Annotated in this window: 22 protein-coding genes; 7 read left to right on the top strand and 15 right to left on the bottom strand. The window is 66.1% G+C overall.

Annotated elements, in window-relative coordinates; genetic code table 11:
- Positions 1-60 precede the first annotated feature (60 nt).
- Complete coding sequence (locus HOP59_RS00260) at positions 61-1404, bottom strand: OmpP1/FadL family transporter (RefSeq protein ID WP_234252362.1); 1344 nt, start codon at positions 1402-1404, stop codon at positions 61-63.
- A 292-nt stretch (positions 1405-1696) separates the two neighbouring features.
- Between HOP59_RS00260 and HOP59_RS00255 the strand changes: the two genes are divergently transcribed.
- The 3 genes from HOP59_RS00255 (at position 1697) to HOP59_RS00245 (ending at position 5280) form a co-directional block, all read left to right on the top strand.
- Positions 1697-2140, top strand: a complete 444-nt coding sequence (locus HOP59_RS00255; protein ID WP_234252361.1) for a MerR family transcriptional regulator — start codon at positions 1697-1699, stop codon at positions 2138-2140.
- A 2-nt stretch (positions 2141-2142) separates the two neighbouring features.
- A complete protein-coding gene (locus HOP59_RS00250; protein WP_234252360.1) occupies positions 2143-4731 on the top strand; it encodes a heavy metal translocating P-type ATPase in 2589 nt (862 codons plus the stop codon).
- Between the two features lie 129 nt (positions 4732-4860).
- A complete protein-coding gene (locus HOP59_RS00245; RefSeq protein WP_010630205.1) occupies positions 4861-5280 on the top strand; it encodes a VOC family protein in 420 nt (139 codons plus the stop codon).
- Between the two features lie 43 nt (positions 5281-5323).
- Here the strand turns inward: HOP59_RS00245 and HOP59_RS00240 are convergent, their stop codons facing one another.
- The 11 genes from HOP59_RS00240 to ffh all read right to left on the bottom strand — a co-directional run bounded on the left by HOP59_RS00240 (position 5324) and on the right by ffh (position 16524).
- A complete protein-coding gene (locus HOP59_RS00240) occupies positions 5324-5941 on the bottom strand; it encodes a YitT family protein (protein ID WP_010630206.1) in 618 nt (205 codons plus the stop codon).
- Positions 5942-7777: a single-stranded-DNA-specific exonuclease RecJ gene (locus HOP59_RS00235; protein ID WP_234252359.1), complete on the bottom strand. Its 1836-nt coding sequence runs from the start codon at positions 7775-7777 to the stop codon at positions 5942-5944.
- A 286-nt stretch (positions 7778-8063) separates the two neighbouring features.
- Complete coding sequence (gene thrC / locus HOP59_RS00230) at positions 8064-9452, bottom strand: threonine synthase (RefSeq protein ID WP_234252358.1); 1389 nt, start codon at positions 9450-9452, stop codon at positions 8064-8066.
- A gap of 4 nt (positions 9453-9456) precedes the next feature.
- The gene (locus HOP59_RS00225) at positions 9457-10773 is read right to left on the bottom strand and encodes a homoserine dehydrogenase (protein ID WP_010630209.1); all 1317 of its coding nucleotides are present in this window, start codon (positions 10771-10773) and stop codon (positions 9457-9459) included.
- 63 nt (positions 10774-10836) lie between these two features.
- Positions 10837-11592, bottom strand: a complete 756-nt coding sequence (locus HOP59_RS00220; protein ID WP_010630210.1) for a DsbC family protein — start codon at positions 11590-11592, stop codon at positions 10837-10839.
- Positions 11593-11595: 3 nt separating this feature from the next.
- A complete protein-coding gene (gene xerD, locus HOP59_RS00215) occupies positions 11596-12498 on the bottom strand; it encodes a site-specific tyrosine recombinase XerD (RefSeq protein ID WP_010630211.1) in 903 nt (300 codons plus the stop codon).
- A gap of 166 nt (positions 12499-12664) precedes the next feature.
- Complete coding sequence (gene rplS / locus HOP59_RS00210; RefSeq protein ID WP_010630212.1) at positions 12665-13021, bottom strand: 50S ribosomal protein L19; 357 nt, start codon at positions 13019-13021, stop codon at positions 12665-12667.
- 134 nt (positions 13022-13155) lie between these two features.
- On the bottom strand, positions 13156-13944 hold the full coding sequence (gene trmD, locus HOP59_RS00205; protein ID WP_234252786.1) for a tRNA (guanosine(37)-N1)-methyltransferase TrmD: 789 nt from the start codon (positions 13942-13944) through the stop codon (positions 13156-13158).
- 38 nt (positions 13945-13982) lie between these two features.
- Entirely contained in the window at positions 13983-14540 is a 558-nt protein-coding gene (rimM, locus tag HOP59_RS00200; RefSeq protein ID WP_026038340.1) for a ribosome maturation factor RimM, read from the bottom strand.
- Between the two features lie 22 nt (positions 14541-14562).
- Positions 14563-14811 (bottom strand): 30S ribosomal protein S16, encoded by a 249-nt coding sequence (gene rpsP, locus HOP59_RS00195; RefSeq protein WP_010630215.1) that lies wholly within the window; start codon positions 14809-14811, stop codon positions 14563-14565.
- A gap of 300 nt (positions 14812-15111) precedes the next feature.
- Complete coding sequence (ffh, locus tag HOP59_RS00190; protein WP_234252356.1) at positions 15112-16524, bottom strand: signal recognition particle protein; 1413 nt, start codon at positions 16522-16524, stop codon at positions 15112-15114.
- 293 nt (positions 16525-16817) lie between these two features.
- Here ffh and HOP59_RS00185 point away from each other — a divergent pair, with 293 nt between their 5' ends.
- The gene (locus HOP59_RS00185) at positions 16818-17618 is read left to right on the top strand and encodes a cytochrome C assembly family protein (RefSeq protein WP_086508974.1); all 801 of its coding nucleotides are present in this window, start codon (positions 16818-16820) and stop codon (positions 17616-17618) included.
- A 75-nt stretch (positions 17619-17693) separates the two neighbouring features.
- Complete coding sequence (locus HOP59_RS00180; RefSeq protein WP_234252354.1) at positions 17694-18980, top strand: HlyC/CorC family transporter; 1287 nt, start codon at positions 17694-17696, stop codon at positions 18978-18980.
- On the opposite strand, the gene HOP59_RS00175 is transcribed toward HOP59_RS00180, so the two are convergent.
- Entirely contained in the window at positions 18981-19700 is a 720-nt protein-coding gene (locus HOP59_RS00175) for a 1-acyl-sn-glycerol-3-phosphate acyltransferase (RefSeq protein WP_010630219.1), read from the bottom strand.
- Complete coding sequence (locus tag HOP59_RS00170; RefSeq protein ID WP_010630220.1) at positions 19697-20314, bottom strand: TetR/AcrR family transcriptional regulator; 618 nt, start codon at positions 20312-20314, stop codon at positions 19697-19699. The genes HOP59_RS00175 and HOP59_RS00170 overlap by 4 nt, the downstream gene beginning before the upstream one ends.
- 161 nt (positions 20315-20475) lie before the next feature.
- On the opposite strand from HOP59_RS00170, the gene HOP59_RS00165 reads away from it, so the two are divergent.
- Positions 20476-21159, top strand: coding sequence for an SOS response-associated peptidase (locus HOP59_RS00165; RefSeq protein WP_234252352.1), 684 nt, complete (start codon positions 20476-20478; stop codon positions 21157-21159).
- Positions 21156-24044, top strand: coding sequence for an insulinase family protein (locus HOP59_RS00160; protein WP_234252350.1), 2889 nt, complete (start codon positions 21156-21158; stop codon positions 24042-24044). Before HOP59_RS00165 ends, HOP59_RS00160 begins: the two co-directional genes overlap by 4 nt.
- 63 nt (positions 24045-24107) lie before the next feature.
- On the opposite strand, the gene sbcB is transcribed toward HOP59_RS00160, so the two are convergent.
- Entirely contained in the window at positions 24108-25598 is a 1491-nt protein-coding gene (gene sbcB, locus HOP59_RS00155; RefSeq protein ID WP_010630223.1) for an exodeoxyribonuclease I, read from the bottom strand.
- Positions 25599-25675 lie beyond the last annotated feature (77 nt).

Genomic DNA, 25675 nt, shown 5'->3' with positions numbered 1-25675 from the left:
AGGCCCGGCAATCAACTGCCAGGCCTTGAACGAACACTTGGCCTACATCAAGCGTTTGACTTAGAAGCGATAGGTCAGCTGAGCGCCGAAGCCGTGGGCCTCGTTTTTGTAGTCGGCGGAATAAGTAGAAGTTACGCCTTCTACTAGCCCAACGCCGGGAACGAAGACTGAATCACCTCTTTCTTGGTCAACCCGGGTGCTCCGCTCCGTCAAATAGGAGTAGGCGAAATCCAGCGTCAGATTGTCCGTCGGCGTCCAGCCGGCGCCAATGGAGAAAATGCGGCGATCGTCCGAAGGAATCCGTGCGCTGCGGTACTGGTCGCTGGTGGGGGTGAAATCCAGCGTCACACCGGCGCGAAGCGCCAGCTGCGGATTAAGCTGGTACTCGCCACCCACGGCATAGGCCCAGGCGTTCGAGTAATCCTGTTGCTCGAACGTAATGGGGGGGCCATCCGCATCGTTGGGATCGATCACACGGATTTCATCGAAGCGACTCCAGCGGACCCAGGAGGCACCCGCCATCAGTTTCAGGCGGTCGCTCATCTGCTGGGTAATAGAGAAGTTAATCGTCTCCGGAGTGGTCAGATCCAATTGCGCATCCCGATTCAAACGCTCGGGAGCAAATGTATCAACAAGCCCAGAGGGATCCGTCGCACGATAATCACCCGTCAGGGTGTAGCTCACCTTGGAGCGATACGTCAGGCCAAAGGTGGTTTCCGGCACCGGCTGGAAGATCACGCCCAGGTTGTAGCCCCAAGCATCATCATCACCTTCAATGCGGGCATCTATGTCCGCGTCGGTATTGTTTGGGCTAAAGGGGTTGGCCACCTGCCGACGCAGTTCCCCATCTACACGGTTATAGGTGATACCCGCACCGATAGACCACTGGTCGTTGAAGCGGTAGGAGACGGTGGGCTGGGCGCTAATGACGCGCAGCTCAGTGTAGTTGCCCAGGTTGCGCCCAACGAAACTGTCCTCATACTCGGTCTTGGAACCGAACGGCGCATAGACACCGAAGCCGAAGGCCAGCTGCTCATTCACCGGATGGGCGTAGAAGGCGAAGGGAATCAGGGTGCCAGGCACCATATCGCCTTCCGACGTTCCCTCAATGGGCACTGGACCAGCGCCAAAATCCCGAGTCGCCTCGGCGTTGCGAATGCGGCTGTTAACGTTCAGGTAGGTACCACCGGCGGTGAGCTGGGCACGGTCGAGGAACGACATGCCCGCCGGGTTGCCAAAGACGATGGTGGCATCATTGACGTTGGAGCTCCGTCCGGCATGGCCATAGCCCTGGCCGCTGACGCTTTGCTCGTTGATCTGGTAACCGCCGGCGTTGGCCTGGCTGGCGAAGGCGGCAGCGGCGATGGCCACGGCCCAAGTAATCCTGTTGAACTTGTTCTGCATGTCTCGACGTCCTCTTCCAGATACGAGCTGGCGCTGGTTATTGTTCCGTCCTCAGCGGAGCGGTGCCCTACCAAGCCAGTTTTCGCCAAACATCCGTTCGATTCAAGGCCAAACGTTCGTTTTAATGCCATATGGCGTAATACTTTAGTTGAGTTTTAGCGTAAACCATTGAACTTTTCCTTTGTGCGTTGCAGCAAGCCCACCTCTCGAGGCGCTGCGTGCACGCTTGACCTTTGTGTAACCCAAAGGTTTTACACTGCTGACATGATCCCTATCTCCCAGGAGATCCATCATGAAAGTCAGCGAGCTGGCCCGGCGGGCCGAGGTCACCGCCGAGACGGTGCGTCACTACACCCGGGAAGGCCTGCTGCATCCGCGGCGTGACCCCGACAACGGCTACCAGCTGTTCACCCAGGCCGATCTCGAACGGCTGCGCTTCATCCAGCGTGCCCGCACACTGGGCTTCAGCGTAGCCGAGATCGGCGACATCCTGGCCCATGCCGATCAGGGCGACTCGCCCTGCCCCATGGTGCGCGACCTGCTGGCCAGCCGGCTGCCGCAGATCCGTGCCCGCATCCGCGAGCTGGAAGCGCTGGCCTCGCGCATGGAGCAGGCACTCGACGCCTGGGCCGAGATGCCCGACGGCACCCCCGACGGCCACAGCCTGTGCCGCCTGATCGAAAGCTTTCCCGAGGCGACGCACTCCCATTGCTCCCGAGTCGGCGAGGAACGATGAACATGAGTCAGTTCCATCTCGAGCGCAGCGTACCGGGCATGAACTGCCAGAACTGCGTGAAGCGCATGCGCGAGGCGATCCAGGCTCTCGACCCCGAGGCCGAGGTCACCGGCTTTCCCGCCGAGAAGCGTCTGGTGGTGAATTCCACCCTGGATGCCGAACGACTCGACGACGCGCTGGCCCAGGCCGGTTACCCGCCCCAGGCCGGGTCTGCCAGCGATGCTGGCGCGGCTGCCAACGAACGGCCGGTAGCCGAGCCTGCCACGCCGCTGGCCGATAGCGTCAACGCCCCCCGCCGCGAAGGCGGCACGACCTACCGTCTGGCGATCTCGGGCATGACCTGCGCCAGCTGCGTGAAGAGCGTGCAGCAGGCGCTGGAGCGCACCCCGGGCGTGGCCACGGCATCGGTGAACTTCGGCACCCGCGTGGCCCAGGTGCACGGTCGTATCGATGCCGAGGCACTGGTGAAGGCCGTGCAGGCCGCGGGCTACGACGCCGAGCCCATTCTCGACCTGCGCCAAGCCGAAGAGGCGCGTACCGCCAAGGATGCCGAGACCTATCGGCGCCGCCTGCGCGGAAGCTTCTGGTCGCTGGCACTGGCGGTGCCGCTGATGGCCAGCATGTTCGTCTACCATCCTCACCCGATGGGCATGGGACGGCTCTACTGGCTGGCGATCGGCCTGCTGACCCTGGCCGTGCTGGTGGGCCCGGGCCGTCACTTCTTCGTCAACGCCTGGAAGAACTTCAAGCACCATCAGGCCAACATGGACACCCTGATCGCCATGGGGACCGGCACCGCCTGGCTCTACTCCATGGCGGTGGTGGCCTTCGCCCCTTGGCTGCCGGCGGTGGCCCACGGCATCTACTTCGAAGCCTCGGCGATGATCATCGGCCTGGTGCTGCTGGGCAACGCCCTGGAGCTGCGCGCCCGCGGGCGCACCAGCGAGGCGCTCAAGCGCCTGCTCGACCTGCAGAGCCGTACGGCGCGGGTCATCCGCGGCAACGACGAGCGCGAGCTGCCCATCGAAGCGGTACGCGAAGGCGACCACATTCGCGTGCGCCCCGGCGAACGCTTGCCGGTGGATGGCGTGGTGAGCAGTGGTAGCAGTCATATCGACGAGTCGATGCTCACCGGCGAGCCACTACCGGTGGCCAAGGGCGAAGGCGACGAGGTCAGCGCCGGCACGGTGAACGGTCGCGGCGGCCTGGTCTATCGCGCCACCCGCGTGGGGAGCGACACGCGCCTGGGTCAGATCACCGAACAGGTGGCCCTGGCCCAGAACTCGCGTCCGCCCATCGGCGAGCTGGCCGACAAGGTATCGAGCATTTTCGTGCCTGCGGTGATGATCATCGCCGTACTCACGGCGCTGGCCTGGTTCAACTTCGGCGCCGAGCCGCGGCTGATCCACATGCTGGTCACCGCCACCACGGTGCTGATCATCGCCTGTCCCTGTGCGTTGGGCCTGGCCACGCCTATCTCGACCATGATCGGCGTGGGCAAGGCCGCCGAGCATGGCGTACTGGTGAGAAACGGCCAGGCGCTGCAGACGGCCAGTCGCCTCACCACCCTGGTGGTGGACAAGACCGGGACCCTGACCGAGGGCAAGCCGCGCGTTACCGAGGCGCACTTTTTCCCCGGCGCAAGGGGCTCTGACGATGAGGCGACGCTGTTGGGACTGGTGGCGGCGCTGGAGCGCGGCTCCGAGCACCCCCTGGCAGCCGCCCTGCTGAAGCACGCCGAGCAGGCCGGCGCCGAGGCCGCCGACATCAGCGCCTTCGACAGCGTCACCGGTGGCGGGGTCAAGGCTACCGGGCCCGATGGAGAAGCGCTGCTGCTGGGCAATGCCCGGCTGCTACGCGAGGCCGGTATCGACCTCTCCGCTGGCAATGAGTTTGCCGGCGAACTGGAGCGCATGGCACGCACTGTGGTCTATCTCGCCGTGGCGGGCAGGCTTGCCGCACTGTTCGGCATCAGCGACCCGCTGCGGGCCGATACCGTGGAGGCGGTCAAGCGGCTGCAGGCCGACGGCCTCAGGGTGGTGATGCTCACCGGCGACAACCAGCACACTGCGGCGGCCATCGCCCGCGAAGTGGGCATCGACGACTTCCGCGCCGGGCTGTTACCCGAGGACAAGCACGCCGAGATCGAGCGTCTGCAGCAGGCCGGCGAGGTGGTCGGCATGGTCGGCGACGGCATCAACGACGCCCCGGCGCTGGCCCGGGCCAATGTCGGCTTCGCCATCGGCCAGGGCACCGACGTGGCTATCGAGAGCGCCGGCATCACGTTGATGCGCAGCTCCTTGCATGGCATCGCCGATGCCATCGAGATCAGCCGCATGACCCTGCGCAACATCAAGCAGAACTTGGTGGGCGCCTTCGGCTACAACGTGGTGTGCATTCCCATCGCTGCCGGGGTGCTCTACCCCTTCACCGGCATGCTGCTCTCACCCATGATCGCCGGGGCGGCCATGTCGCTCTCCTCGATCACGGTAGTCAGCAATGCCAACCGGCTGCGGCTGCTCAAGACCCGTGGCGATATCCGCTCCGGGCGTCAGGCAGCACCGGCACGAACAGAGGAGATGCTGCCATGAGCTGGATCGTCAACCTCGCCGGCCTGGCGCTGATCGCTCTTATCGTGTGGTGGTTCTGGTGGCGCCGCTAAGCCGGACGGTCGACAGCACCTGCTAAGCTGAAAGCATATGCCAGAGGGAGTGATGGCCATGCCCAAGCTCAACGGCGTACTGGAGACCGCGCTCTACGTCGACGACATGGACCGGGCGCGGGTCTTCTTCGAAGGCGTGATGGGCCTTGTGCCCTTCAACGCCGACCATCGATTCACCGCTTACGATGCCGGTGCCGGCTCGGTGCTACTGCTGTTCCTGCAGGGCGAGACGCTGCAAACCGTGGTGCTGCCCAACGAGATGGGCACCATCCCGCCCCATGACGGCAAGGGGCGGGTGCATGTCGCCTTCGCCATCGCCACCGAGGAGCTAGCCGCCTGGGAGCGCCAGTTGGATGACCATGGCGTGGCCATCGAAGGGCGCACCCACTGGCCCCGCGGTGGCGAGAGTCTCTACTTCCGCGATCCCGACGGGCACCTCATCGAGTTGGCTACGCCGGGCGTCTGGCCGAATTACTGACAAGAGCGATACCCACCGAAAAATCGGCGAGCGAAGCCTCTTTTTAGCTCACGCCCATATAGCGACCGGGCTTGTGATTCAGGGCAATGATCAGGTTCAGCGCCACCGCACCGAGCACCGAGAGCGCTACCCTGTCGGCCGGCAGCACCAGGAAGGCGGCGAGCATGATCAGCCCGTCGATGCCGAGCTGCACGTAGCCGGCGCGCAGGCCGTAGCGGGCCTGGAGATAGAGCGCCAGGATGTTGATGCCACCGAGGCTGGTGCGGTGGCGGAACAGCACCAGCATGCCGATGCCGATCAGGCTGCCGCCCATCAGCGAGGCGTAGAGTGGATCGAGGCTGTCGAAAACGACCCACTTGCCGGTGAGCTCGGAGAACAGCGACACCAGGGCGATGGCGACGAAGGTGCGCAGGGTGAACGACCAACCCATGCGCTTCACCGCCAAGTAGTAGAACGGTAGGTTGATGAGGAAGAACCACACCCCGAAGCGCCAGCCGGTGGCGTACTGCATCAAGAAGGCCATGCCGGCGGTACTGCCGGTGAGCAGCAGCGCCTGGGTATAGAAGCTGACGCCGAGGGCGACGAACAGCGTGCCCACCAGCATCGCCATCACGTCCTCGTAGGGGCGATGGGGATCGGTGGGAAGATCTTGCGGATCCATTCACGATTCCTTGGGATGGTGGAGCGGCTCGGCATACTCGATCATCAGCTGCAGCGACTCCTGGCCCCGCCAGCGATTGCGATTGAGCCGATAGGCGCAGCGCAACCAATCGCCCAGGCCGAAGGCGGGCAGTTCTCCCGGCGTGAGGGCGCGAAACCAGATCGCCTTGAGGCTCGTCGCGCCCGATGAGAGGTGCATCGAGAGGTGGTTGCCCTCGGCGCCCACGGCGCGTATCGACTCGATCAGGAACTCGCCTTCGAACAGCGGCGCATCGAATTCGCGCCCGTAGGGACCCAGCGCCTCGAGTTCGAGCAGGGTGGTCAGTCGCAGCTGGTCGGGGGCAAGTGCCCCGTCGGTGAGTACATGAGGGAACAGCTCGGCCTCTCCCAACTGCTCGCTCACGGCTTGCAGCAGGGCCAAGCGGAACGTTTCCAACTGCTCCACCGGCACGCCGACCCCGGCCGCGCCGCGATGCCCGCCGAAGCGCGGCAGCGCCTCGGGGGCCAGTTCATGGGCGCGCTGCAGCGCATTGCGCAGGTGCAGCGCCTCGATGGAGCGCCCCGAGCCGGTGAGCATGCCAGGCGCCGCCGCCGGCGTGAGCACCAGCGCCGGCCGGCCGAAGGCCTGCACCAGGCGCGAGGCGACGATGCCCTGCACCCCGGGATGGCCGCTTTCGAGGTGGACGATCAGCGCCGGCCGGTCGGCCTCGAGCTGAGGCAGGGCCAGGGCGCGGGCCTCTTCGACCATTTCCGCCTCGATCGTCTTGCGCGACTGATTGTCGTCGTCCAGCGTCTGCAGGTGGCGTATCGCCGTGGCATCGTCTCCTGCCAGCATGAAGTGCAGCGCCGCGTAGGGATCGTCGAGACGTGAGCGGGCATTGATGCGCGGCCCCATCTGGAAGGCCAGCGTCTCGGCGGAGAACGGCACGCTGTCCTCGCCCAGGCGGGCGGCCATGGCACGCCAGCAGGCGGCCTCCATGCGGTTGATCAGCGTCAGGCCATGGCTGACCACGGCGCGATTGGCCGGGCTCGCGCCCAGCGACACGCAGTCGGCCACGGTGCCCAGCGCCACGTAGGAGAGCCAGGCGGAGAGTTTGGGCGTGGCCTCGGGGATCACGCCCCACTCCACCAGCACGCTGCGCGTCAGCGACATCACCAGCCAGGCCACCATGCAGCCGGCAATGGTGCGGTCGGGGTACTGGCAGTCGTCGCGGGTCGGGTTGACCACGGCATGAGCCGAGGGCGGCGGCCCTTCCACCGGCAGGGCGTGATGGTCGCTCACCACCACGTCGATGCCTTCCGCCTTGAGCCGGGCGATGCGCGGCTCGTCGGAGCTGCCGCAGTCGGCGGTGATCACCAGCGTCGGCCGCGGCGAGAGCCCGAGCGTGCGCTCCACCAGCGGCAGGCTGATGCCGTAGCCGTCGTGGATACGATGGCCGATCAGACTGTGCAGGCGTGACTCCGGCACGCCGAAGAGTTCCACCAGGGTACGCCGAATGACCACGTGGGAGGTGATGCCGTCGACGTCGTAGTCGGTGAGGATGCCGATGTGCTCGCCTTCGGCCACGGCGGTAGCGATGCGCTCGGCGGCGCGACGACCGTCGGCCAGGCGCTCCGGATGTTCGAGATAGCGCAGGCTGGGCTGAGTCAGCGGTGCCAACTCACCCTCGTAGTCAGTCAGGCGACCGGCCAGCACCCGGGCCTGCAGCTCGGTCAGCCCCTCGCTGAGCGCGCGGGCGTAGAGAGCCTCGTTGCGTGGGCGCAGCAACAGCCGCGGCTTGAGTCGGGCGTGCAGATTGGGCGGCGCGGTCGCGTCCAAGCGTGGCTCCTGTTGCATGACGGGTTTTGCGGCCGGCTAATGGGCATCGAGTGGCGCCGGGCCTATCTTCGCCGACACTGACCACCGCTCGGGCTGCCTCGATGCGAGGAGAGCCGGGTCTATCTTCGCCGACACTGACCACCGCTCGGGCTGCCTCGAAGCGAGGAGCGCAGGTGACAGGTCGTAGAGGAGGTTATTTGCCATGGATGGCAAATATAGCGCCCAGGGATGGGTTCACAGCGCCTCCTCGAAGACCTGTCGCCGGCATAGCTCCGAGCCAGCCAGCGACGGTCAACGAAGGTGCTTACCTCCGGTTCTCGGCCACGAACGCCTGCACCTTCGCCAGCTCCGCCGGCAGCACGGTGTAACGTTCCTCGCGCTCCAGCAGATCGTCCATGTGCGGCGGCAGCGGCACACCGGGGAAGCCCGCCTTGACCACCGCCTCGGCAAACTTGGCCGGGTGGGCCGTGGCCAGGGTGATCATCGGCGTCTCGGCGTCGGCCCGAGCCCGCTCGGCGGCACGGTAACCGGTAGCGGTGTGCGGGTCGAGCACCTCCTTGGTACGGTGGTGCGCCTCGCGGATCACCTCGAGGATGGTGGCATCGTCGACGCTATGGCTGGCGAACAACGCCCGCAGCCGCTCCAGTGGCGCATCCGCCAGCGCAGTCGGCTCGGACTGGAAGCGCTCGAGCAGTGCGGCCACGGCGGCACCGTCGCGCTCGTAGGCCTCGAACAGCAGGCGCTCGAAGTTGGACGACACCACGATGTCCATGGAGGGCGCCAGGGTCGCCTTGAGCTCCTGCTTGGAGAAGTCGTTGGCGGCAATGGTGCGATGCAGGATGTCGTTGGCATTGGTGGCGATGATGAACTGCTGGACCGGCAGCCCCATACGGTAGGCCATGTAGCCGGCGAAGACGTTGCCGAAGTTGGCCGAGGGCACGCAGAAGCTGACCTGACGGTGCGGCGCACCCAGCGCCACGCCGGCGGCCACGTAGTAGACGATCTGGGCCATGATGCGCGCCCAGTTGATCGAGTTCACCGCTACCAGGCGGGTGCCGTCGAGGAAGCCCTGGTCGGCGAAGCTCGCCTTGACCATCGCCTGGGCGTCGTCGAAGTTGCCCTCGATGGCGATGTTGAAGACATTGTCGGCCAGCACCGAAGTCATCTGGCGACGCTGCACCTCGGAGACCCGGTTGTGCGGGTGCAGGATGAAGATGTCGAGGTTGTCGCAGTGGCGACAGCCTTCGATGGCCGCCGAGCCGGTATCGCCGGAGGTGGCGCCCATGATCACCGCGCGCTCGCCGCGCTTGGCCAGGAAGTGATCGAGGATACGCCCCAGCAGCTGCAGGGCGACGTCCTTGAACGCCAGCGTGGGGCCGTGGAACAGCTCCAGCAGGAAGTGGTTGGCGTCGAGCTGGTTGAGCGGCACCACGGCGTCGTGACTGAAGGTGGCGTAGGCGTCACGCACGATGCCGCGGAAGGTCTCGTCGTCGATCTCGCCGTTGACGAATGGCTGCATCACGCGAAAGGCGATCTCGGCATAGGAGAGCCCGGCCATGCCAGCGAGCTCTTCACGGGAGAGCTGCGGAATGGTCTCCGGCACGTAGAGGCCGCCGTCGCTGGCCATGCCGGTCAGCACGACCTCTTCGAAAGAGAGCGCAGGCGCCTGCCCGCGGGTACTGATGTAGCGCATGCCCTTACTCCTGCTCGTCCAGCGACTCGACGCGGATCCGCGTGACCGGTCCGGCGATGTCGGCCATCGACTCGATCTGACGGATCGCCTCGTTCATGTGCTTCTCGCGGCAGCTGTGAGTCAGCAGGATGATCGGCACCAGTTCGCCCTCGGTGGCCTCCTTCTGCACCAGCGCCTCGATGGAGATGCCCTGCTCGGAGAGGATGGTAGCCACCCGCGCCAGCACGCCCGGGCGGTCCACCGCCAGCAGGCGCAGATAGTAGGCAGTGACGATGTCCTCGATGGACAGGATCGGTAGACCGCCATCGTCCTCGCCGATACCGCTGAAGGCCAGGTAGGGCACGCGGTAGTGGTGATCGGTGGTGATATCGCGGGCCACGTCGAGCAGGTCGGCCACCACCGCCGAGGCGGTGGGTTCGGAGCCCGCGCCGGCGCCGTAGTAGAGGGTCGGCCCCACGGCGTCGCCCATGATGGCGATGGCGTTCTTGACTCCGTGCACATTGGCCAGCAGCCGCTCCTTGGGGATCAGGGTCGGATGCACGCGCAGTTCGAGTCCATGCTCGGTGCGCTTGGAGATACCCAGGTGCTTGATGGTATAGCCCAGGTTGTCGGCCTGCTCGACGTCGTCGGCGGTGACCCGGGAAATTCCCTCGGTGTAGACCTTCTCGAACTGCAGCGGTACGCCATAGGCGATGGAGGCCAGGATGGTAAGCTTATGGGCGGCATCGATGCCTTCGACGTCGAAGGTGGGGTCGGCCTCGGCATAACCCAGCGCCTGGGCCTCGGCCAGCACGTCCTCGAAGGCGCGCCCTTCGCTGCGCATATGGGTCAGGATGTAGTTGCCGGTGCCGTTGATGATGCCCGCCACCCATTCGATACGGTTGGCGCCCAGGCCCTCACGCAGCGACTTGATCACCGGAATGCCACCGGCCACCGCGGCCTCGAAGGCGACGATCACGCCCTGCTCGTGGGCGGCCTGGAAGATCTCGTTGCCGTGTACCGCGATCAGCGCCTTGTTGGCGGTGACCACGTGCTTGCCGTTGGCGATGGCGGTGAGCACCAGCTCGCGGGGAACGTCGTAGCCACCCAGCACCTCGACCAGCACGTCGATGTCCGGGTTACGGGCCACCTCGAAGACGTCATTGGTGGTCTTGATCCCGGTGAGGTCGCACTCAGGGTTGGTGCTGCGAAGCGCCACCTGCTCGATGATGATCGGGCGGCCGGCACGCCGCGCAATCTCGTCGGCGTTGCGCGTCAGCACGTTGAAGGTGCCGCCACCGACGGTACCCAAACCACAGATTCCCACTCTCACCGGTTTCAATGTCCTGCTCCCATGTGGTGTCAATGTCCAGCGTTTACCTAATCGGCAGCTCTTGGTCTGCCCTCATTCCGCCAGGCCGAGCATGTCGGCCAGGCGCTCGGCGGGCACGTAGCCCGGCACCAGCCGCCCATCGGGCAGCACGATGGCCGGTGTTCCCTGCACGCCCACGGTCATGCCCAGATGATACTGTGCCTCGACCGGATTGTCGCAGTCGGTGCCGCCCGACAGCGTTTCCTGTCGCTTGCTCGCGTTCATCGCCTCGGTCGGGTTGCCGTCGCACCAGATCTGCTCGAGAATCCGCGCGCCCTGGGAGTTCATGCCGGCACGTGGAAAGGCCAGATAATGCACCTCGATGCCCATCTCGTTGAGTGTCGGCACCTCTTCGTGGAACTGGCGGCAGTAGGGGCAGGTGGTATCGGTGAAGACGAAGATCTCGGCCTGCTTTTCCGCCGTGCCGCGGAACACGACGCGCTCGCTCTCCGGCACGTTGGCAAGCTGCTCGGTCCGCTCGACGTTGCGTGACTGCTCGGTGAGATTGGTCAGCCCACCCTGGCCGTTCTCGTAGAGATCGCCGACCAGGAAGTATTTGCCTTCGGCGTCGCTGTAGAAGGCTTCGCCGGTCTCCAGGCGCACCAGATAGAAGCCCGGCACCGGGGTCTCGTGCACGCTGGCAACCGGCATGGGCTGGCCGTTGACTTCCAGCCGTTCGGCCAGTCGCTCGGCGGCACCGGCCCAGGCAGCGGCAGGCAGCAGCAGCGACGCCAGAGGAACGGCCAGGGCGAACAGGGAGCCGGCTAGACGATGGGTTAACGCGATCATGATTCAGCCTCGAGGATGATGGTCGGCGTGCAGGGCTTCGAGTCGCGCCTGCGCAACGTGGGTGTAGATCTGCGTGGTCGACAGATCGCTGTGACCGAGCAGCAGCTGTACGACACGCAGATTGGCTCCATGATTCAATAGATGCGTGGCGAACGCGTGTCGCAGCGTATGCGGCGACAGCGGTCGCGTGATTCCCGCCGTGCGCGCATGGGCCTTGATCCGGTGCCAGAAGGTCTGGCGTGTCATGCAGTTGTCGCCACGTCCGGGAAAAAGCGCGGGGCGTGTCGCGTCGTTCATCAGCGCCCCACGGGCACTGCGCATGTAGCGTGTCAGCCAGTGTACGGCCTCCTCCCCCAGCGGGACCAGCCGATCCTTGTCGCCCTTGCCGCGCACCCGCACCACGCCCTGACGCAGGTTGACGGCATCCACGCTGAGCCCCACCAGCTCCGACACTCGAAGGCCGCAGCCATACAGCACCTCGAGCATGGCGCGGTCGCGCAGACCAAGATCGGTACCGAGATCCGGCGCCGCCAGCAAGCGCTCCACCTCGTCCTCGTCGAGGGTGTCCGGCAGATTGGGCCGTACCCGCGGCAGGCGCACTTCGGCCAGCGGGTCGCGCTCGATGCGACCCTCGGCCAGCGCCCAGCGATAGAAGCCGCGCAGACTGGAGAGCAACCGGGCATTGCTGCGCAGCTGGTAGCCGGCGCTGCGCCGCTCGTCGAGCCAGGCGGGCAACAGCGTCTGGTCCGGTGCCAGCAGGTCGCCGCCCGCCTCGTCCAAGCATCCCGCCCAGGCCTCGAGATCGCGTCGATAGGCCGAGAGCGTGTGCTCGCTCGCCCCGCGCTCGAGCCACAGAGCGTCGATGAAGGTCTCGATCAGGGTCAGGGATCGGGCGTCATGGGGCATGCCCTATTCTCCATACACAGATCTGGAAACCATACGCAGGCCTGGAACCCATGCGCAGGCATGGCCTGAAACGACGAAGCCCCGCCCCGCGTGAGCGGTGGCGGGGCTTGCGGCATAACGAAACCACGAGCGGGCCGGACTCGGGCACGACCCGCGCACGCTTTCGTTACGACAGCTTTTCCTTGATACGGGCAGACTTGCCGCTGCGCTCACGCAGGTAGTACAGCTTGGCCTGGCGCACGTCGCCGCGACGCTTGACCTCGACGGAGTCGACCAGCGGGCTGTAGGTCTGGAAGGTACGCTCGACGCCCACGCCGTGGGAGATCTTGCGCACGGTGAAGGCGGAGTTCAGGCCGCGGTTGCGCTTGCCGATCACCACGCCTTCGAAGGCCTGCAGACGCTCACGGTTGCCTTCCTTGACCTTGACCTGCACGATCACGGTGTCACCCGGGGCGAAATCCGGCACCTGCTTGCTCATCTGCTCGGCTTCGAGCGCCTGGATCACCTTGTTCTTGCTGCTCATGACAAAACTCCTCACTATTCGGCGCCGCCGCTCCTTGCAAATAAACGGCGGCGCGTGATCCCGGCGCCCGAGCCTGGCTCGAGAGCGCGGGAGATGATGGGTGACGCAGGTCCACGATGCATGGCCCCCAGGGCTCAGCGCCTCGCGTCCTGCACCTCCGCCCTGTCACCTGACAGGGCGTATTCTTCGATAAACTCCTCGAGCAGCTTCTGCTGCTCGGCGCTCAACGTCCTGCCTTCCAGCAGGTCGGGGCGCCTCAGCCAGGTCCGCCCCAGCGACTGCTTGAGCCGCCAACGTCGGATCTCGCCATGATGGCCGCTGAGCAGCACCTCCGGCACCCGCCGCCCGTCGATCTCTTCGGGGCGCGTATAGTGCGGGCAGTCCAGCAGCCCCTCATTGAAGGAGTCCTCGACCGCGGAGTCCTGATGTCCCAGCACACCGGGCACCAGTCTTGCCGCGGCGTCGATCAGTACCATGGCCGGCAGCTCACCGCCGCTGAGCACATAGTCGCCGATCGACCACTCTTCATCGATGTCGCTCTCCACGATGCGCTCATCGATACCTTCGTAGCGCCCGGCCACCACCACCAACGGTGGGCCGCAAGCCAGCTCGCGGGCACCCTGCTGGTCGAGCCTGCGCCCCTGGGGCGACAGGTAGATGACCCTGGGTCGCTGGCCGGTGGCCTCGCTCGCCCGCTGACGAGCGGCATGGATGGCCGCGCGCAAGGTGTCGACCTTCATCAGCATGCCGGGGCCGCCGCCATAGGGCCGGTCGTCCACGGTGCGATGCCTGTCGCTGGCGTAGTCGCGCGGGTTCCAGAACTCCAGCGCCACTCGCCCCTGGCTGACCGCTCTCCCGGTGACACCGTGCCGGGCGATGGCCTCGAACATCTCGGGAAACAGCGATACCACACCGACCCACATGTCCCGTGCTGCGCTCGCCCCGGCCTCTGTCTCGAGGCTCAAAAGTCCGGGTCCCAGTCGACGGTCATGGTGCCACCCGCCAGATCCACCTCGACAATCACCTCGTCGGGCAGGAAGGGCAGCAGACGCTCACGATCGTCGATGGCCGGCGGCTCCCCCTGCGGGTTGCCCCTGACCACCAGCACGTCGTTGGCGCCGGTTTCGAACAGATAAGCGACACGCCCCAGCACCGTACCCTCGCGAGTCACGACCGTGAGCCCTTCGAGCTGGTGCCAGTAGTATTCGTCGCCTTCGAGCTGTGGCAGCTCGGTCTTGGGCAGCAGGATTTCGGCACCTGACACGCGCTCGGCGGCCTCGCGCGAATCGACGCCTTCCAGCAGGGCCACCAGGCCCTTGCCGTGACGCCGCCCCTGCAGCAGACGATGGCGACTCAGGGTGCCACCCTGGCGCAGCACCCACTCGGAGTACTCGAGGATGCCGTCCATCGGGCCGGTATGGGAGTAGACCTTGAGCCAGCCCTTGACGCCGTAGGGGCTGGTCAACTTGCCCAGCACTACATGGTCGTCGCGTTCGCTGCGTGCGGCCTGCTCGCTCATGACATCACCGAACTGCACAGGCTCAGGCCTGCTTGCGGGCTTCCTTGACCAGTTCGGCCACGCGGTCGGACATCTGTGCGCCCTGGTCCTGCCAGTGAGCAACGCGGTCCAGATCGACGCGCAGGCGCTCTTCCTGACCGCGAGCGATCGGGTTGAAGAAGCCCAGACGCTCGATGAAACGGCCGTCGCGGGAGTTGCGTGAATCGGTCACGGTCAGGTGGTAGAAGGGACGCTTCTTGGCGCCACCACGTGCCAGACGAATGGTAACCATGGCGTTGACTATCCTTCGGTTGAGGTTACGTTTAAATACCGATGCGCCGGCCCCGGCGAACGGCCAGGGTACTCGGCTTCTGCCAGGAAAGCGGGTCCGTGGACCCGCTTTCGCGTCATTCGGTCACTTTCTTTGCAAGTGCTTTTACAAGCGTGCAGCCGGGCATTGCCACGGTCCTGCCATGAAGACGCAGCATTCTACGGAAATCAGCCCCGCTTTGAAACCCTTTTTCGAGCCTCTCGGGCACTGCCCATGGAATCGCCCCTCTCTGCTCCCTCACTGCGTAAGCCACAGTGCGGCTCAGCGCCAGGGGAAGCCGCCGGGGCCACCCATGCCGCCCATCCCGCCGCCGGGGCCACCCGGGCCGCCACCGCCCATCATGCCGGACATGCCGCGCATCATCTTCTGCATGCCGCCTTTCTTGCCTGCCTTCTTCATCATCTTCTGCATCTGCTTGTGCTGCTTGAGCAGACGGTTAAGATCGGGCACCTGGAGGCCTGCACCGGCAGCGATACGGCGCTTGCGCGAGCCGTTGATGATCTCGGGCTTGCGCCGTTCCTGAGGCGTCATCGAGTTGATCAGCGCCTCGAGCTTGCCGAGCTCCTTCTCCGGACCAGGCCCCTGGGCCAGCTCGGCCATCTGCCCCATGCCCGGCAGCTTGCCGAGCAGACCGCCCATGCCGCCCATCTTCTTGAGCTGCTGGAGCTGGTCGCGGAAGTCCTCGAGATCGAAGCCCTCACCCTTCTTGACCTTCTTGGCGAGCTGCTCGGCCTTCTTCTTGTCGACCGTGCGCTCCGCCTCCTCGATCAGCGACAGCACGTCGCCCATGCCGAGGATGCGCGAGGCCACCCGATCCGGATGGAAGGGCTCCAGGGCGTCGATCTTCTCACCCACGCCCATGAACTTGATCGGCTTGCCGGTGATGTGGCGCACCGACAGCGCGGCACCGCCGCGGGCATCGCCGTCGGCCTTGGTCAGGATCACGCCGGTCAGCGGCAGCGCCTCGTGGAACGCCCTGGCCGTGTTGGCGGCATCCTGACCGGTCATGGCATCGACCACGAACAGGGTTTCCTGAGGCTGGCAGGCGCGGTGCAGCTCGGCGATCTCGGCCATCATGGCCTCGTCGATGGCCAGGCGACCGGCGGTGTCGACCAGCAGCACGTCGTGGAACTGGATCTTGGCGTGCTTGATCGCCGCCTGGGCGATGTCGACCGGCTTCTGGTCGCTGCGCGAGGGGAAGAAGTCGACGCCGACCTCGCCGGCCAGGGTCTCGAGCTGGTCGATGGCCGCCGGGCGATAGACGTCGGCGGAAACCACCAGCACCTTCTTCTTCTCACGCTCCTTGAGGAAGCGCGCCAGCTTGGCCACCGAGGTGGTCTTGCCCGCCCCCTGCAGGCCGGCCATCAGCACCACCGCCGGGGCCCCCTTGAGCGAGAGCCCTTCGTTGGCCTCGCCCATGATCGCCTCGAGCTCCTGCTGGACGATCTTGACGAACTGCTGCCCCGGCGAAAGACTCTTCGATACCTCCTGGCCCACGGCGCGCTCGCGCACGCGCTCGATGAAGGCCTTGACCACCGGCAGGGCGACGTCGGCCTCGAGCAGCGCCCGACGCACCTCGCGCAGCGTGTCCTTGATGTTGTCCTCGGTCAGGCGCGCCTGACCCTTGATGGACTTGAGCGTCTGGGAAAGGCGCTCACTGAGATTCTGGAACATAAGCCACTCCGGCTGTCAGGCTGTCGGCTCGGGGCGATACCTCACGGCGTTCGGGAGGTGTCTGCGACAAGGGGTCACACAGGTGGTGACACGCTGGCGCACGCTGAGGAAACAGCCCTGATAAAGCGGTTTGAAGAGTCTGGGCGACATTATACGCGCTGCGGCGGCCAGTCTCCATGCATGCGCGCCCCGTCCACGGCTGTGCGCCGCAGCGAGGATTGGGTATAGTGGCCTCGGCAGACTCCATCCACCCGAGAGGCACTGACGCTGGCGACGGCGCACGGACGACACTGATGCAGGCGCTTCCCCTGGCCCTCATGGCCTTCATCCTTTATCTGGGCGCAGCCTCCTGGCAAGGGCTAACGCTGTTGCGGCGCGTGCCGCAGCGCCCGGCCCTGGTTCGCGTGCTGGGCCTGCTGGGTCTGCTGTTTCATCTGCCGGTGGCCTTCAAGCTGATCGATCAGAGCCCCGGCCTGATGCCCGGCCTCTCCACCAGCGCGGTGATGCTGACCGCCATCATGGTCATCCTGCTGCTCGGCGTGAGTCTGGCCAAGCCGGTGCTGAGCGTGGCCGTCGGGCTGTTTCCCATCTCCGGCATCGCCCTGCTGCTGGCCGTGGGCCTGCCGAGCCCTGAGCGCACCGGCGGCATGACCCCGGGGATCGCCCTGCACGCCATGAGCTCGGCACTGGCCTTCGGCGTACTCTTCATTGCTGCCTGCCAGGCGGTGCTGCTGGGGCTGCAGAATCATGCCCTGCGCCACCACCATACCCGCGGCGTGGTGCAGGTATTGCCGCCGCTGACCACCATGGAGCGGGTGCTGTTCGAGCTGATCTGGGCCGGCATGGCACTGCTGACCCTGTCGATCGTCAGCGGCTTCGCCTTCGTCGAGAGCATGTTCGCCCAGCACCTGGCCCACAAGACCATCCTCTCGCTGGCGGCCTGGGTGATCTTCGCCATCCTGCTGATCAGCCATCACGTACTGGGCTGGCGCGGCATGCGCGCCGTGCGCTGGACCCTGGGCGGCTGCGCCGTACTGCTACTGGCCTATTTCGGCAGCAAGTTCGTGCTCGAAGTCATCCTCAACCGTACCTGAAGCGTAGGTCGCCTTGACACTGCCGGAGCGAATCCCTACAAACGGGGCTGACACGCCAGCGAGGATCCAACGACCTTGAGCGACGACTTCCCAGTGGGATTGCTGTTCGGCCTGCTTTTCCTGCTCATCTGCCTTTCCGCTTTCTTCTCGAGCTCCGAGACCGGCATGATGTCGATCAACCGCTATCGGCTCAATCACGAAGCCAACAGCGGCGACAGTCGAGCTCGCCGGGTCCTGCGGCTGCTGGCGCGCCCGGACCGGCTGATCGGCGTGATCCTGATCGGCAACAATCTGGTCAACAACCTGGCCGCCGCCATCGCCACCGTGCTGGCCATCCACTTCTTCGGCGAGGTCACCGGTCCCGCCCTCGCCCCGCTGCTGCTCACCATCGTGATCCTGATCTTCGCCGAGGTCAGCCCCAAGACCTACGCCGCGATCAAGCCGGAGCGCATCGCCTATCCCGCCTCGCTGATCCTGGAACCGCTGCTCAAGCTGCTCTATCCCCTGGTATGGCTGGTCAACGCGATCTCCAACGGCCTGCTCAAGCTGACCGGTATCAAGAGCATCGAGGGCGGCGGCGACAGCCTGACCCGCGACGAGCTGCGCACCGTGGTGCACGAGGCGGGCACGCTGATCCCCCATCGCCACCAGGCCATGCTGCTGTCGATCCTCGATCTGGAGAACGTCACCGTCAACGACATCATGGTGCCGCGCCACGAGGTGGTGGGCATCGACCTCGACGACGAGCTGGAGATCATCCTGACCCAGATCCGCACCAGCCAGCACACCCGCCTGCCGGTGTTCAAGGGCGACATCAATAACATCATCGGCATGCTGCACCTGCGCAATGCGGCACGCTTCCTGTCCCGGGATGAGGTGACCAAGGCCTCGATCGTGCAGGAGGCCCGCGAACCCTACTTCATTCCCGAGTCGACGCCGCTGCATACCCAGTTGCTCAACTTCCAGAAGCAGAAACGCCGCATCGGCATCGTGGTGGACGAGTACGGCGACGTGGAGGGGCTGGTCACGCTGGAGGACATTCTCGAGGAGATCGTCGGCGAGTTCACCACCGACGTGGCCGGGCAGGACCAGGAGATCCATCGCCAGGACGACGGCAGCCACGTGATCGACGGCACCGCCAACATCCGCGACATCAACCGTACCCTGGGCTGGAAGCTGCCCACCGATGGCCCCAAGACCCTCAACGGCCTTATCCTCGAGCACCTGGAAGCCTTCCCCGACGGCCCAGCCTGCCTGCAGATCGGTAGCGTACGCATGGAAATCATCGAGGTACGCGACAATTTGATCACCTCGGCGCGCTGCTGGCAGACGGTTCGAAGCAGCCGCCAGCGTCAGCCCTGATCAGCGCCTGGGAGCGCCAAGGCTGTGCCGGCAGGCCCAGCCGTCCGCCTCGCCCTTGAGTACGCGCACCTGCGCCTCCAGGCGCTCTCGCCGCGCTAGCCTGGGCGGAATCGGCTTGCCGAAATAGAGTGCCACCCGGGCCCGGAAGCGGTGCGGCCGTTTGGACAGTGCCGGGCCGTTGCAATGGGAGGTCCACGAGCCCCACAGGCCGGCCAGGCCGGCGGGAATCACCGGCACCGGGTCCCGGGCCAGAATCGTCTCCAGCCCGCGTCGGAAGGCATGTACCTCGCCATCCGGCGTCAGACGGCCTTCGGGGAACAGCATCACCACCTCGCCGCTGCGCAGTGCCCGGCTGACCTCCTCCAGCGCACGACGCACGCTACCGGGGTCGCGCCGGTCGGACTCCACCGGAATCGCTCCCACCAGGCGGAACAGCCAGTTGAGCCATGGCGACTCGTAGATCGGGCGGTCCATCAGGAAGCGCAACGGGCGTGGGCTCGCGCCGCCGATCACCAGCGCATCCATGAAGCTGACATGGTTGCACACCACCACCGCCGCTCCCTTGGCGGGAATATGCTCGAGCCCGCGCAGGCGCAGCCGATAGCAGCAGTGGACCAGCAGAAAGATGAGATAGCGAATGACCGGACGCGGCTTGCGCACCATGTGCCAGCCGCCGGCGGTCAGCATGACGGCAAGCAGCCCGTACAGGACGAGATTCACGCGATATCGGACCTATGCTTCAGGCCGGCGAGGATGGTGGAGAGCAGTTGGTCGAGGAGCTCCGGCACCTCGAGCTGCTGCCCCTGCCAATAGCCCAGACGCTCATTGAGACCAAGCTGTACCAGACCGTGCACGCTGCCCCACAGGGTGCGCCCTAGGCGCCTGGCCTCGAGATCGCCAAGCGCCGGCTGATACTCCTTCAAGCCGTTCTCCACGCGCAGGAACAGTGCCTCGATCATGTCGGATTGGCGCTGGTCGAGCTCGCCCTCCTGGGCCAGCGGATAATCGAACAGTAGCTGCCAGCGGAACGGCTCGCGCTGGGCGAACTGCCAGTAGGCCAGCGCCAGGGAGCGCATCTGCCGTTCCGGCGCCACGCCCTCGGTCAGCGGCTCGATGACCATGCGCAGGCGCGCCAGCGTCTCGATGTTCACATGCTGCAGCAGGTTGCCGAAGCTGCCGTAGAGCTTGAGCAACGTACTCGGCGCACAGCCCACCTCACGCGCCAGGGCTCGCAGCGAGAGCGCGTGTACGGGATTGCTCTGCAGCCAGTCATCGCATGCTGCCATGACCTGGGCATGGAGCGCTTCGGGCGCATGCTGTCGGGGACGAGCCATCGAGTTCCTCGCAGAACGTTACCAATCTCGTGAGCGGATTACTTCGCACGGTAGCGTAGGATAGCGCACATCGAACACTGTTTTCGACCATTGCGAGTGAAGCCTTGTTCACTACCCCTCGACTTGGCTACCCTGACGCCACCCCGATACCCGGAGATTCCATGGCCGGCCGCCTGTACATTCCTCAGCTCGACCTCGCTCGACTGCTACCCGGGCTGCGCCAGGAGACTCCCCTGCTGACCGGCGCCAACGTGGCACCCAGGCGCACGCTGACGCACATTCGTCTGGAAGCGGACAGGACCTGCACGAGGCCAGTGTTCTGGGGGCTGACCCCCGCCTGGCTGAGCGTGCTCGACCACGCTCCCCACTGCGCACGCGCCGAATCCCTCGACGCTCGCCCCATGTTTCGCGAGGCCTTCGGCGCTCGCCGCTGCCTGGTACCGGTCGGTGGGATCTATCTGTGGAAGATGCAGCCTCGCTTCAAGCAGCCGTTTCTGGTCACCCGGGTCGATCGCGCCCCGCTGCTGCTGGCGGGCATCTGGTGCCGCTACCATACGACGCTGACCGAACACACCGACTCGATGGCGCTGGTGACGGTGTCGACCAACGATTTCCTGGCTCCGCTGGGCGACCGGCTGCCGGCGCTGATCGCTGCCGACGACGCCCAGCGCTGGCTCGACCCGGGCACGCCGACGGAAGCGGCGCGGGCACTGCTGCGTCCCGCGCCAAGGGAACTGTTGGGCGCCTTTCCGGTATCAAGAAGGGTCAACGATCCCAACAACCAGGATCCCGCCTGCGCACACCCAACAGGCCCCATGTTGCGCTGGAACGAACAGGAGACATGATGCTCACGCCCCAACCGACTCTGCCAGACCGTGACCCTCGGCGCCCTCTGCCCTGGCTTGCCGGCCTGCTGCTTACCGGCCTGCTGCTCCCGGGTCTGGCCCAGGCGCAACAGGCCGAGGAAGCGGCACATGGCTACGAAGAGGCCATCGAGGAGGTCGTCGAGCCTCACGTCAGCCCCCATGACGACCGTGACTACCGGGTGCTGACGCTCGAGAACGGCCTGACCGCCCTGCTGGTCAGCGACGTGACGGCCGACCGCGCCGCCGCCTCGATGAACGTCGGCGTGGGTAGCGCCCAGGATCCGGACGATCTGGCCGGCCTGGCGCACTTCCTCGAACACATGCTGTTCCTCGGCACCGAGCCCTTCCCCGAAGCCGATGCCTACCAGGGCTATCTGCGCCGTCACGGAGGCAGCCACAACGCCTTCACCGCGCCGCAAGACACCAACTACTTCTTCGAGGTCGAACCCGCCGCGCTGCCCGGCGCTCTGGATCGCTTCAGCCAGTTCTTCCTCACGCCGCTGTTCAATGCCGATCAGTTGGAGAGCGAGCGCAATATCGTGCACTCGGAGTACATGGCGCGCATCCGCGACGATGGCCGCCGCGAAAACGACGTGCTCAACCAGGTGCTCAACCCCGCCAACCCCACCACGGGCTTCTCGGTGGGCAGCCGTGAGACCCTGGCCGACCCGCCCGCCGGCGAGCCGACCCTGCGCGAGCGGGTGATCGAGTTCTACGAGCGCTACTATGACGCCAACGTCATGCACCTGACGCTGGTGGGCCCGCAGCCGCTGGACGAGTTGGAAGCCATGGTGGCCGAGCGCTTCGCCGAGATTGCCGATCGCGGCCTGGAGCGTCCGGTGATCGAGGAGCCGCTGATCGACGAGACGGCGCTGCCGCGCCATGTGGAGCTGCAATCGGTGCGTGACAGCCGCCATGTGCGCTTCATGTTCCCGGTGCCGGATTCGCTCCAGCACTATCGCCACAAGCCCGCCGACTACCTCGCCCATCTGCTCGGCCACGAGGGCGAAGGCAGCCTGTTCGCGGTACTTCGCGACGCCGGCCTAGCCGACGGTCTTTCCGCCGGCGTGGGACGCGGCGACGAGCGCCACGCGCTGTTCACCGTCAGCGTCAGCCTGACCCCGGCCGGGGCCGAGCGCATCGACGAGATCGAGGCCACGCTCTTTGCCGCCATCGAGCAGATCCGCGAGCAGGGCCTGGAGGCCTGGCGCTACGACGAGCAGGCCCAGCTCGCCGAGCAGCAGTTCCGCTTCCAGCAGCACGGCTCACCGCTGCAGAGCGCCATGCGACTGGCCATGAACCTGGCACGCTTCCCGGTGGAAGACGTGCAGTACGCCGCCTATCGCATGGACGGCTTCGAGCCCGAACTGATCGCCACCTATCTCGACGCCCTGCGCCCCGAGCTGCTGCTGCGGGTTTACAGCGGCCCCGAGGTGGAGGGCGAGCAGACGTCACCCTGGTTCAATACGCCCTGGCGCGAAGTAGAGCCCGAGGCGAGCACCTCTCAGCCTCTGGCAGGCCTCGCCCTGCCGGCGGCGAACCCGTTCATCGCCGAGGACCTGGCCCTGCTCGACGCGCAGGACGAGCGACCCGCGCAGCTGCTGGAAGAGCCGGGCTTCGAGCTCTGGCACATGGCCGATGCCAGCTTCAACACACCCAAGGTGGAGTGGCGCTTCAGCCTGCAGAACCCCACGGCCAGCAGCGACCCGCAGCATGCCGTCCTGGCCCACCTGCTGGCAGGCTGGCTGGACGACAGCCTCAACGAGGAGTTCTATGCGGCGCGACTGGCCGGCCACGATGTCGAGGCCTATCCCCATGCCCGCGGCATCACGCTGGCCTTTGCCGGCTGGCGCGACCGTCAGGACCGGGTGATGCGTCGCACTCTGGAGCAGCTGCGCGACGGCGACATCGACGAGGCCAGCTTCGAGCGGGTGCGTTACCGCCTGCAACGCGAATGGCGCAATGCCCCGCAGGCGGCGCTCTTCCGCCAGGGTCATCGCACCCTGGCCGAAGCATTGATGCGTCCTCAGTGGCCGACCCAGAGCCTGCTCGACGCCAGCCGCGAGCTGACGGTGGACGATCTGCGCACCTTCCGCGACAACTTCCTCGGCGAGCTGCGCCTGCAGGCGCTGGCCCTCGGCAACCTGGATGGCGAACTGGCCAAGCGCGAGGGGCGGCTGGTCGCCGAAATGCTGGCCCCCACGCTGGAGAAAGAGTCGATCCCGGACCTGACGCCGCTACGCATCGATGAGGCGCTGCCCATCCTGCACCCGCATACGACGCGCGAGGAGTCGCTGGTGTTGCGCTATCTGCAGGGCAGCGACCGCTCTCTCGACAGTCAGGCGCGCCTGGCGGTACTAGGGCAGTTGATCGACACGCCCTTCTATCAGCGCCTGCGTACCGAGGAGCAGTTGGGCTATGTGGTCAGCGCCGGCTACTCGCCGCTGCTGGACGCCCCGGGGCTCAGCCTGCTGGTACAGTCCCCCGATGTCACCAGCGACGAGATCAAGCAGCACATCGACGCCTTTCTGGTGGAGTTCGGCCAGCGCCTGACGGAGCTGGATGACGCCGACCTGGCCGCCTACCGTCAGGCCGTGCATGACGGCCTGCTGCAGCGCGACACCAGCCTTGCAGGGCTGACCAACCGCCTGTGGCGCGCGCTGTCGTTCGGCGATACCGGCTTCGATCGTCGCGAGCGGCTGGCTCAGCGCGTCTTGACGGTGACGGCCGACGATCTGCGCGAGACCTGGCCGAGCCTGACCGAGCGCTCCATCGCCACCATCGCTTACGATCCGGGCGACGAGCCCAGCGACGTTGCCGCCCTCACCCGGCACCTGGAGCCGTTGCCGGAAGCCGACGACTGAAAACGCACCGTAGAACGCACTGCGCCCGGCCATTGGCCGGGCGCAGTCATGTGTGGCCGTACGTCAGCCGAAGGCCTGAGCGGGCATCATCGCTTCCACATGCATCACCAGCTCCTCGAGAATCGCCCGGTCGCGGTCGCTCAGCGCCACCTGATTGAAGCGCTCGATCTCACGGGCGAAGTCCCTCAGGGTGAAACCGGCCACGGCAGCATCGTTCAGACGATCCCAGCGATACGCCTCCCAGCGCGCCTGCTCCTCGCTGCTCAGGGTGTCGGGATAGCTGCGCGCGCGATAGCGGAACAGCATCTCCTCCAGCCGGGGATCCTGAAAGGCAAAACGCGCATCGACCAGATCCCAGGGCGAGGCGTCACGCACCCGCTGCATCTCCTGGCGATCGGCGGGGGAGAAGAAGCCGCCGCTGTAGAGCATCAGGTCGGGATCGTGGGGGCCATCGGGCGGCGCCTGAGCGAACACCTCGGCGGCCTTGCCCCCAACCTCGGGACTGGCCATCAGGCGCTTCCAGTTGGCCCGACAGGCTGCCAGGTCGAGCCCTAGACGCTCGACGATCTCGCCGTATTCGCCCTGGCGCGGACCCTCGACGTCCTTGAGCGCCGCCGCGGGCAGGATCACCGGGCTGCGATTGATGTGGATGACCTTGAGCGGGATGCGCGCCTCGCCCTCGGCGAGGTCGTCGCTGCTGACGAACACGCGCTGGCGGATCTGCTCGGCGCTCATCTCGATCAGCGCCTGAGGCTCCACCGAGAGGTCGTAGACGATCACGCCGTTGGGGTTGGTGGGATGCTCCGCCAGCGGCATCACCAGCGCGCTGCAGCCGCGGCTGGCCGGATAGCGCCGCGACACGTGCAGCACCGGCTTGCGCCCCGGCACATCGAGACGCTTGGCCACCTCGCGCTTGCTGCGCAGCGCCAGCAGGTAATCGAACAGGCGTTCATTGCGCTGTCGGAGCAGCCGCGCCAGGGCAATGGTGGCGCGCACGTCGGCTACCGCATCGTGGGCGCCCTCGTGGGCGATGCCGTTGGCAGCGGTCAGATCCTCGAGGCGGAAGCTGGGCGAGCCGTCCTCACGCTTCGGCCAGGCGATGCCCGCGGGGCGCAGAGCATGGAAAGCGCGCACCGCATCGATCAGGTCCCAGCGCGAGTTGCCGTTCTGCCACTCCCGGGAGTAGGGATCGAGCAGGTTGCGGTAGAACAGGCAGCGGCTCACCTCGTCATCGAAGCGCAGCGAGTTGTAGCCCAACGCACAGGTGCCGGGTTCGCTCATCAGCGCGTGGATACGTCCGGCGAACTCCGCCTCGGGCAGACCGCGGCGACGCGCCTGCTGCGGCGTGATACCGGTGATCAGGCACGCCTGCGGGTGGGGTAGATAGTCGTCCGCCGGTTTGCAGAACAGCTCGACCGGCTCGCCGAGCTCGTTGAAATCGCTATCGGTACGGACTGCGGCAAACTGCGAAGGGCGATCGCGCCGCGGGTCGGCGCCGAAGGTTTCGTAGTCGTGCCACAGGAAGGTCATCGGGGCGGCATCTGGCTTCGCCATGGGCGCGGTGTCTCCTGACTGCGTCCTGAGCGGCACAGCCTAACACAGCCCCGCGGACGACTCAGCCGAGGAAGCAG

The sequence above is a fragment of the Billgrantia aerodenitrificans genome (genome assembly GCF_021404405.1).
Taxonomy (GTDB): domain Bacteria; phylum Pseudomonadota; class Gammaproteobacteria; order Pseudomonadales; family Halomonadaceae; genus Halomonas; species Halomonas aerodenitrificans.
Note: the sequence above shows the minus strand (reverse complement) of the source record. Positions and strands in the feature narration are given on the sequence as shown.

Excerpts from the sequence above, each read along its gene's own strand:
- sbcB (WP_010630223.1), bottom strand. The coding sequence starts at position 25,598 with ATGGCGAAGCCAGATGCCGCCCCGATGACCTTCCTGTGGCACGACTAC.
- HOP59_RS00250 (WP_234252360.1), top strand. The coding sequence starts at position 2,143 with ATGAGTCAGTTCCATCTCGAGCGCAGCGTACCGGGCATGAACTGCCAG.
- HOP59_RS00255 (WP_234252361.1), top strand. The coding sequence starts at position 1,697 with ATGAAAGTCAGCGAGCTGGCCCGGCGGGCCGAGGTCACCGCCGAGACG.
- HOP59_RS00235 (WP_234252359.1), bottom strand. The coding sequence starts at position 7,777 with ATGCAACAGGAGCCACGCTTGGACGCGACCGCGCCGCCCAATCTGCAC.
- HOP59_RS00240 (WP_010630206.1), bottom strand. The coding sequence starts at position 5,941 with ATGGATCCGCAAGATCTTCCCACCGATCCCCATCGCCCCTACGAGGAC.
- HOP59_RS00260 (WP_234252362.1), bottom strand. The coding sequence starts at position 1,404 with ATGCAGAACAAGTTCAACAGGATTACTTGGGCCGTGGCCATCGCCGCT.
- rplS (WP_010630212.1), bottom strand. The coding sequence starts at position 13,021 with ATGAGCAGCAAGAACAAGGTGATCCAGGCGCTCGAAGCCGAGCAGATG.
- HOP59_RS00220 (WP_010630210.1), bottom strand. The coding sequence starts at position 11,592 with ATGATCGCGTTAACCCATCGTCTAGCCGGCTCCCTGTTCGCCCTGGCC.
- rimM (WP_026038340.1), bottom strand. The coding sequence starts at position 14,540 with ATGAGCGAGCAGGCCGCACGCAGCGAACGCGACGACCATGTAGTGCTG.
- xerD (WP_010630211.1), bottom strand. The coding sequence starts at position 12,498 with ATGCCCCATGACGCCCGATCCCTGACCCTGATCGAGACCTTCATCGAC.
- HOP59_RS00165 (WP_234252352.1), top strand. The coding sequence starts at position 20,476 with ATGGCCGGCCGCCTGTACATTCCTCAGCTCGACCTCGCTCGACTGCTA.
- ffh (WP_234252356.1), bottom strand. The coding sequence starts at position 16,524 with ATGTTCCAGAATCTCAGTGAGCGCCTTTCCCAGACGCTCAAGTCCATC.
- HOP59_RS00170 (WP_010630220.1), bottom strand. The coding sequence starts at position 20,314 with ATGGCTCGTCCCCGACAGCATGCGCCCGAAGCGCTCCATGCCCAGGTC.
- trmD (WP_234252786.1), bottom strand. The coding sequence starts at position 13,944 with ATGTGGGTCGGTGTGGTATCGCTGTTTCCCGAGATGTTCGAGGCCATC.
- thrC (WP_234252358.1), bottom strand. The coding sequence starts at position 9,452 with ATGCGCTACATCAGTACCCGCGGGCAGGCGCCTGCGCTCTCTTTCGAA.
- HOP59_RS00160 (WP_234252350.1), top strand. The coding sequence starts at position 21,156 with ATGATGCTCACGCCCCAACCGACTCTGCCAGACCGTGACCCTCGGCGC.
- HOP59_RS00245 (WP_010630205.1), top strand. The coding sequence starts at position 4,861 with ATGCCCAAGCTCAACGGCGTACTGGAGACCGCGCTCTACGTCGACGAC.
- HOP59_RS00185 (WP_086508974.1), top strand. The coding sequence starts at position 16,818 with ATGCAGGCGCTTCCCCTGGCCCTCATGGCCTTCATCCTTTATCTGGGC.
- rpsP (WP_010630215.1), bottom strand. The coding sequence starts at position 14,811 with ATGGTTACCATTCGTCTGGCACGTGGTGGCGCCAAGAAGCGTCCCTTC.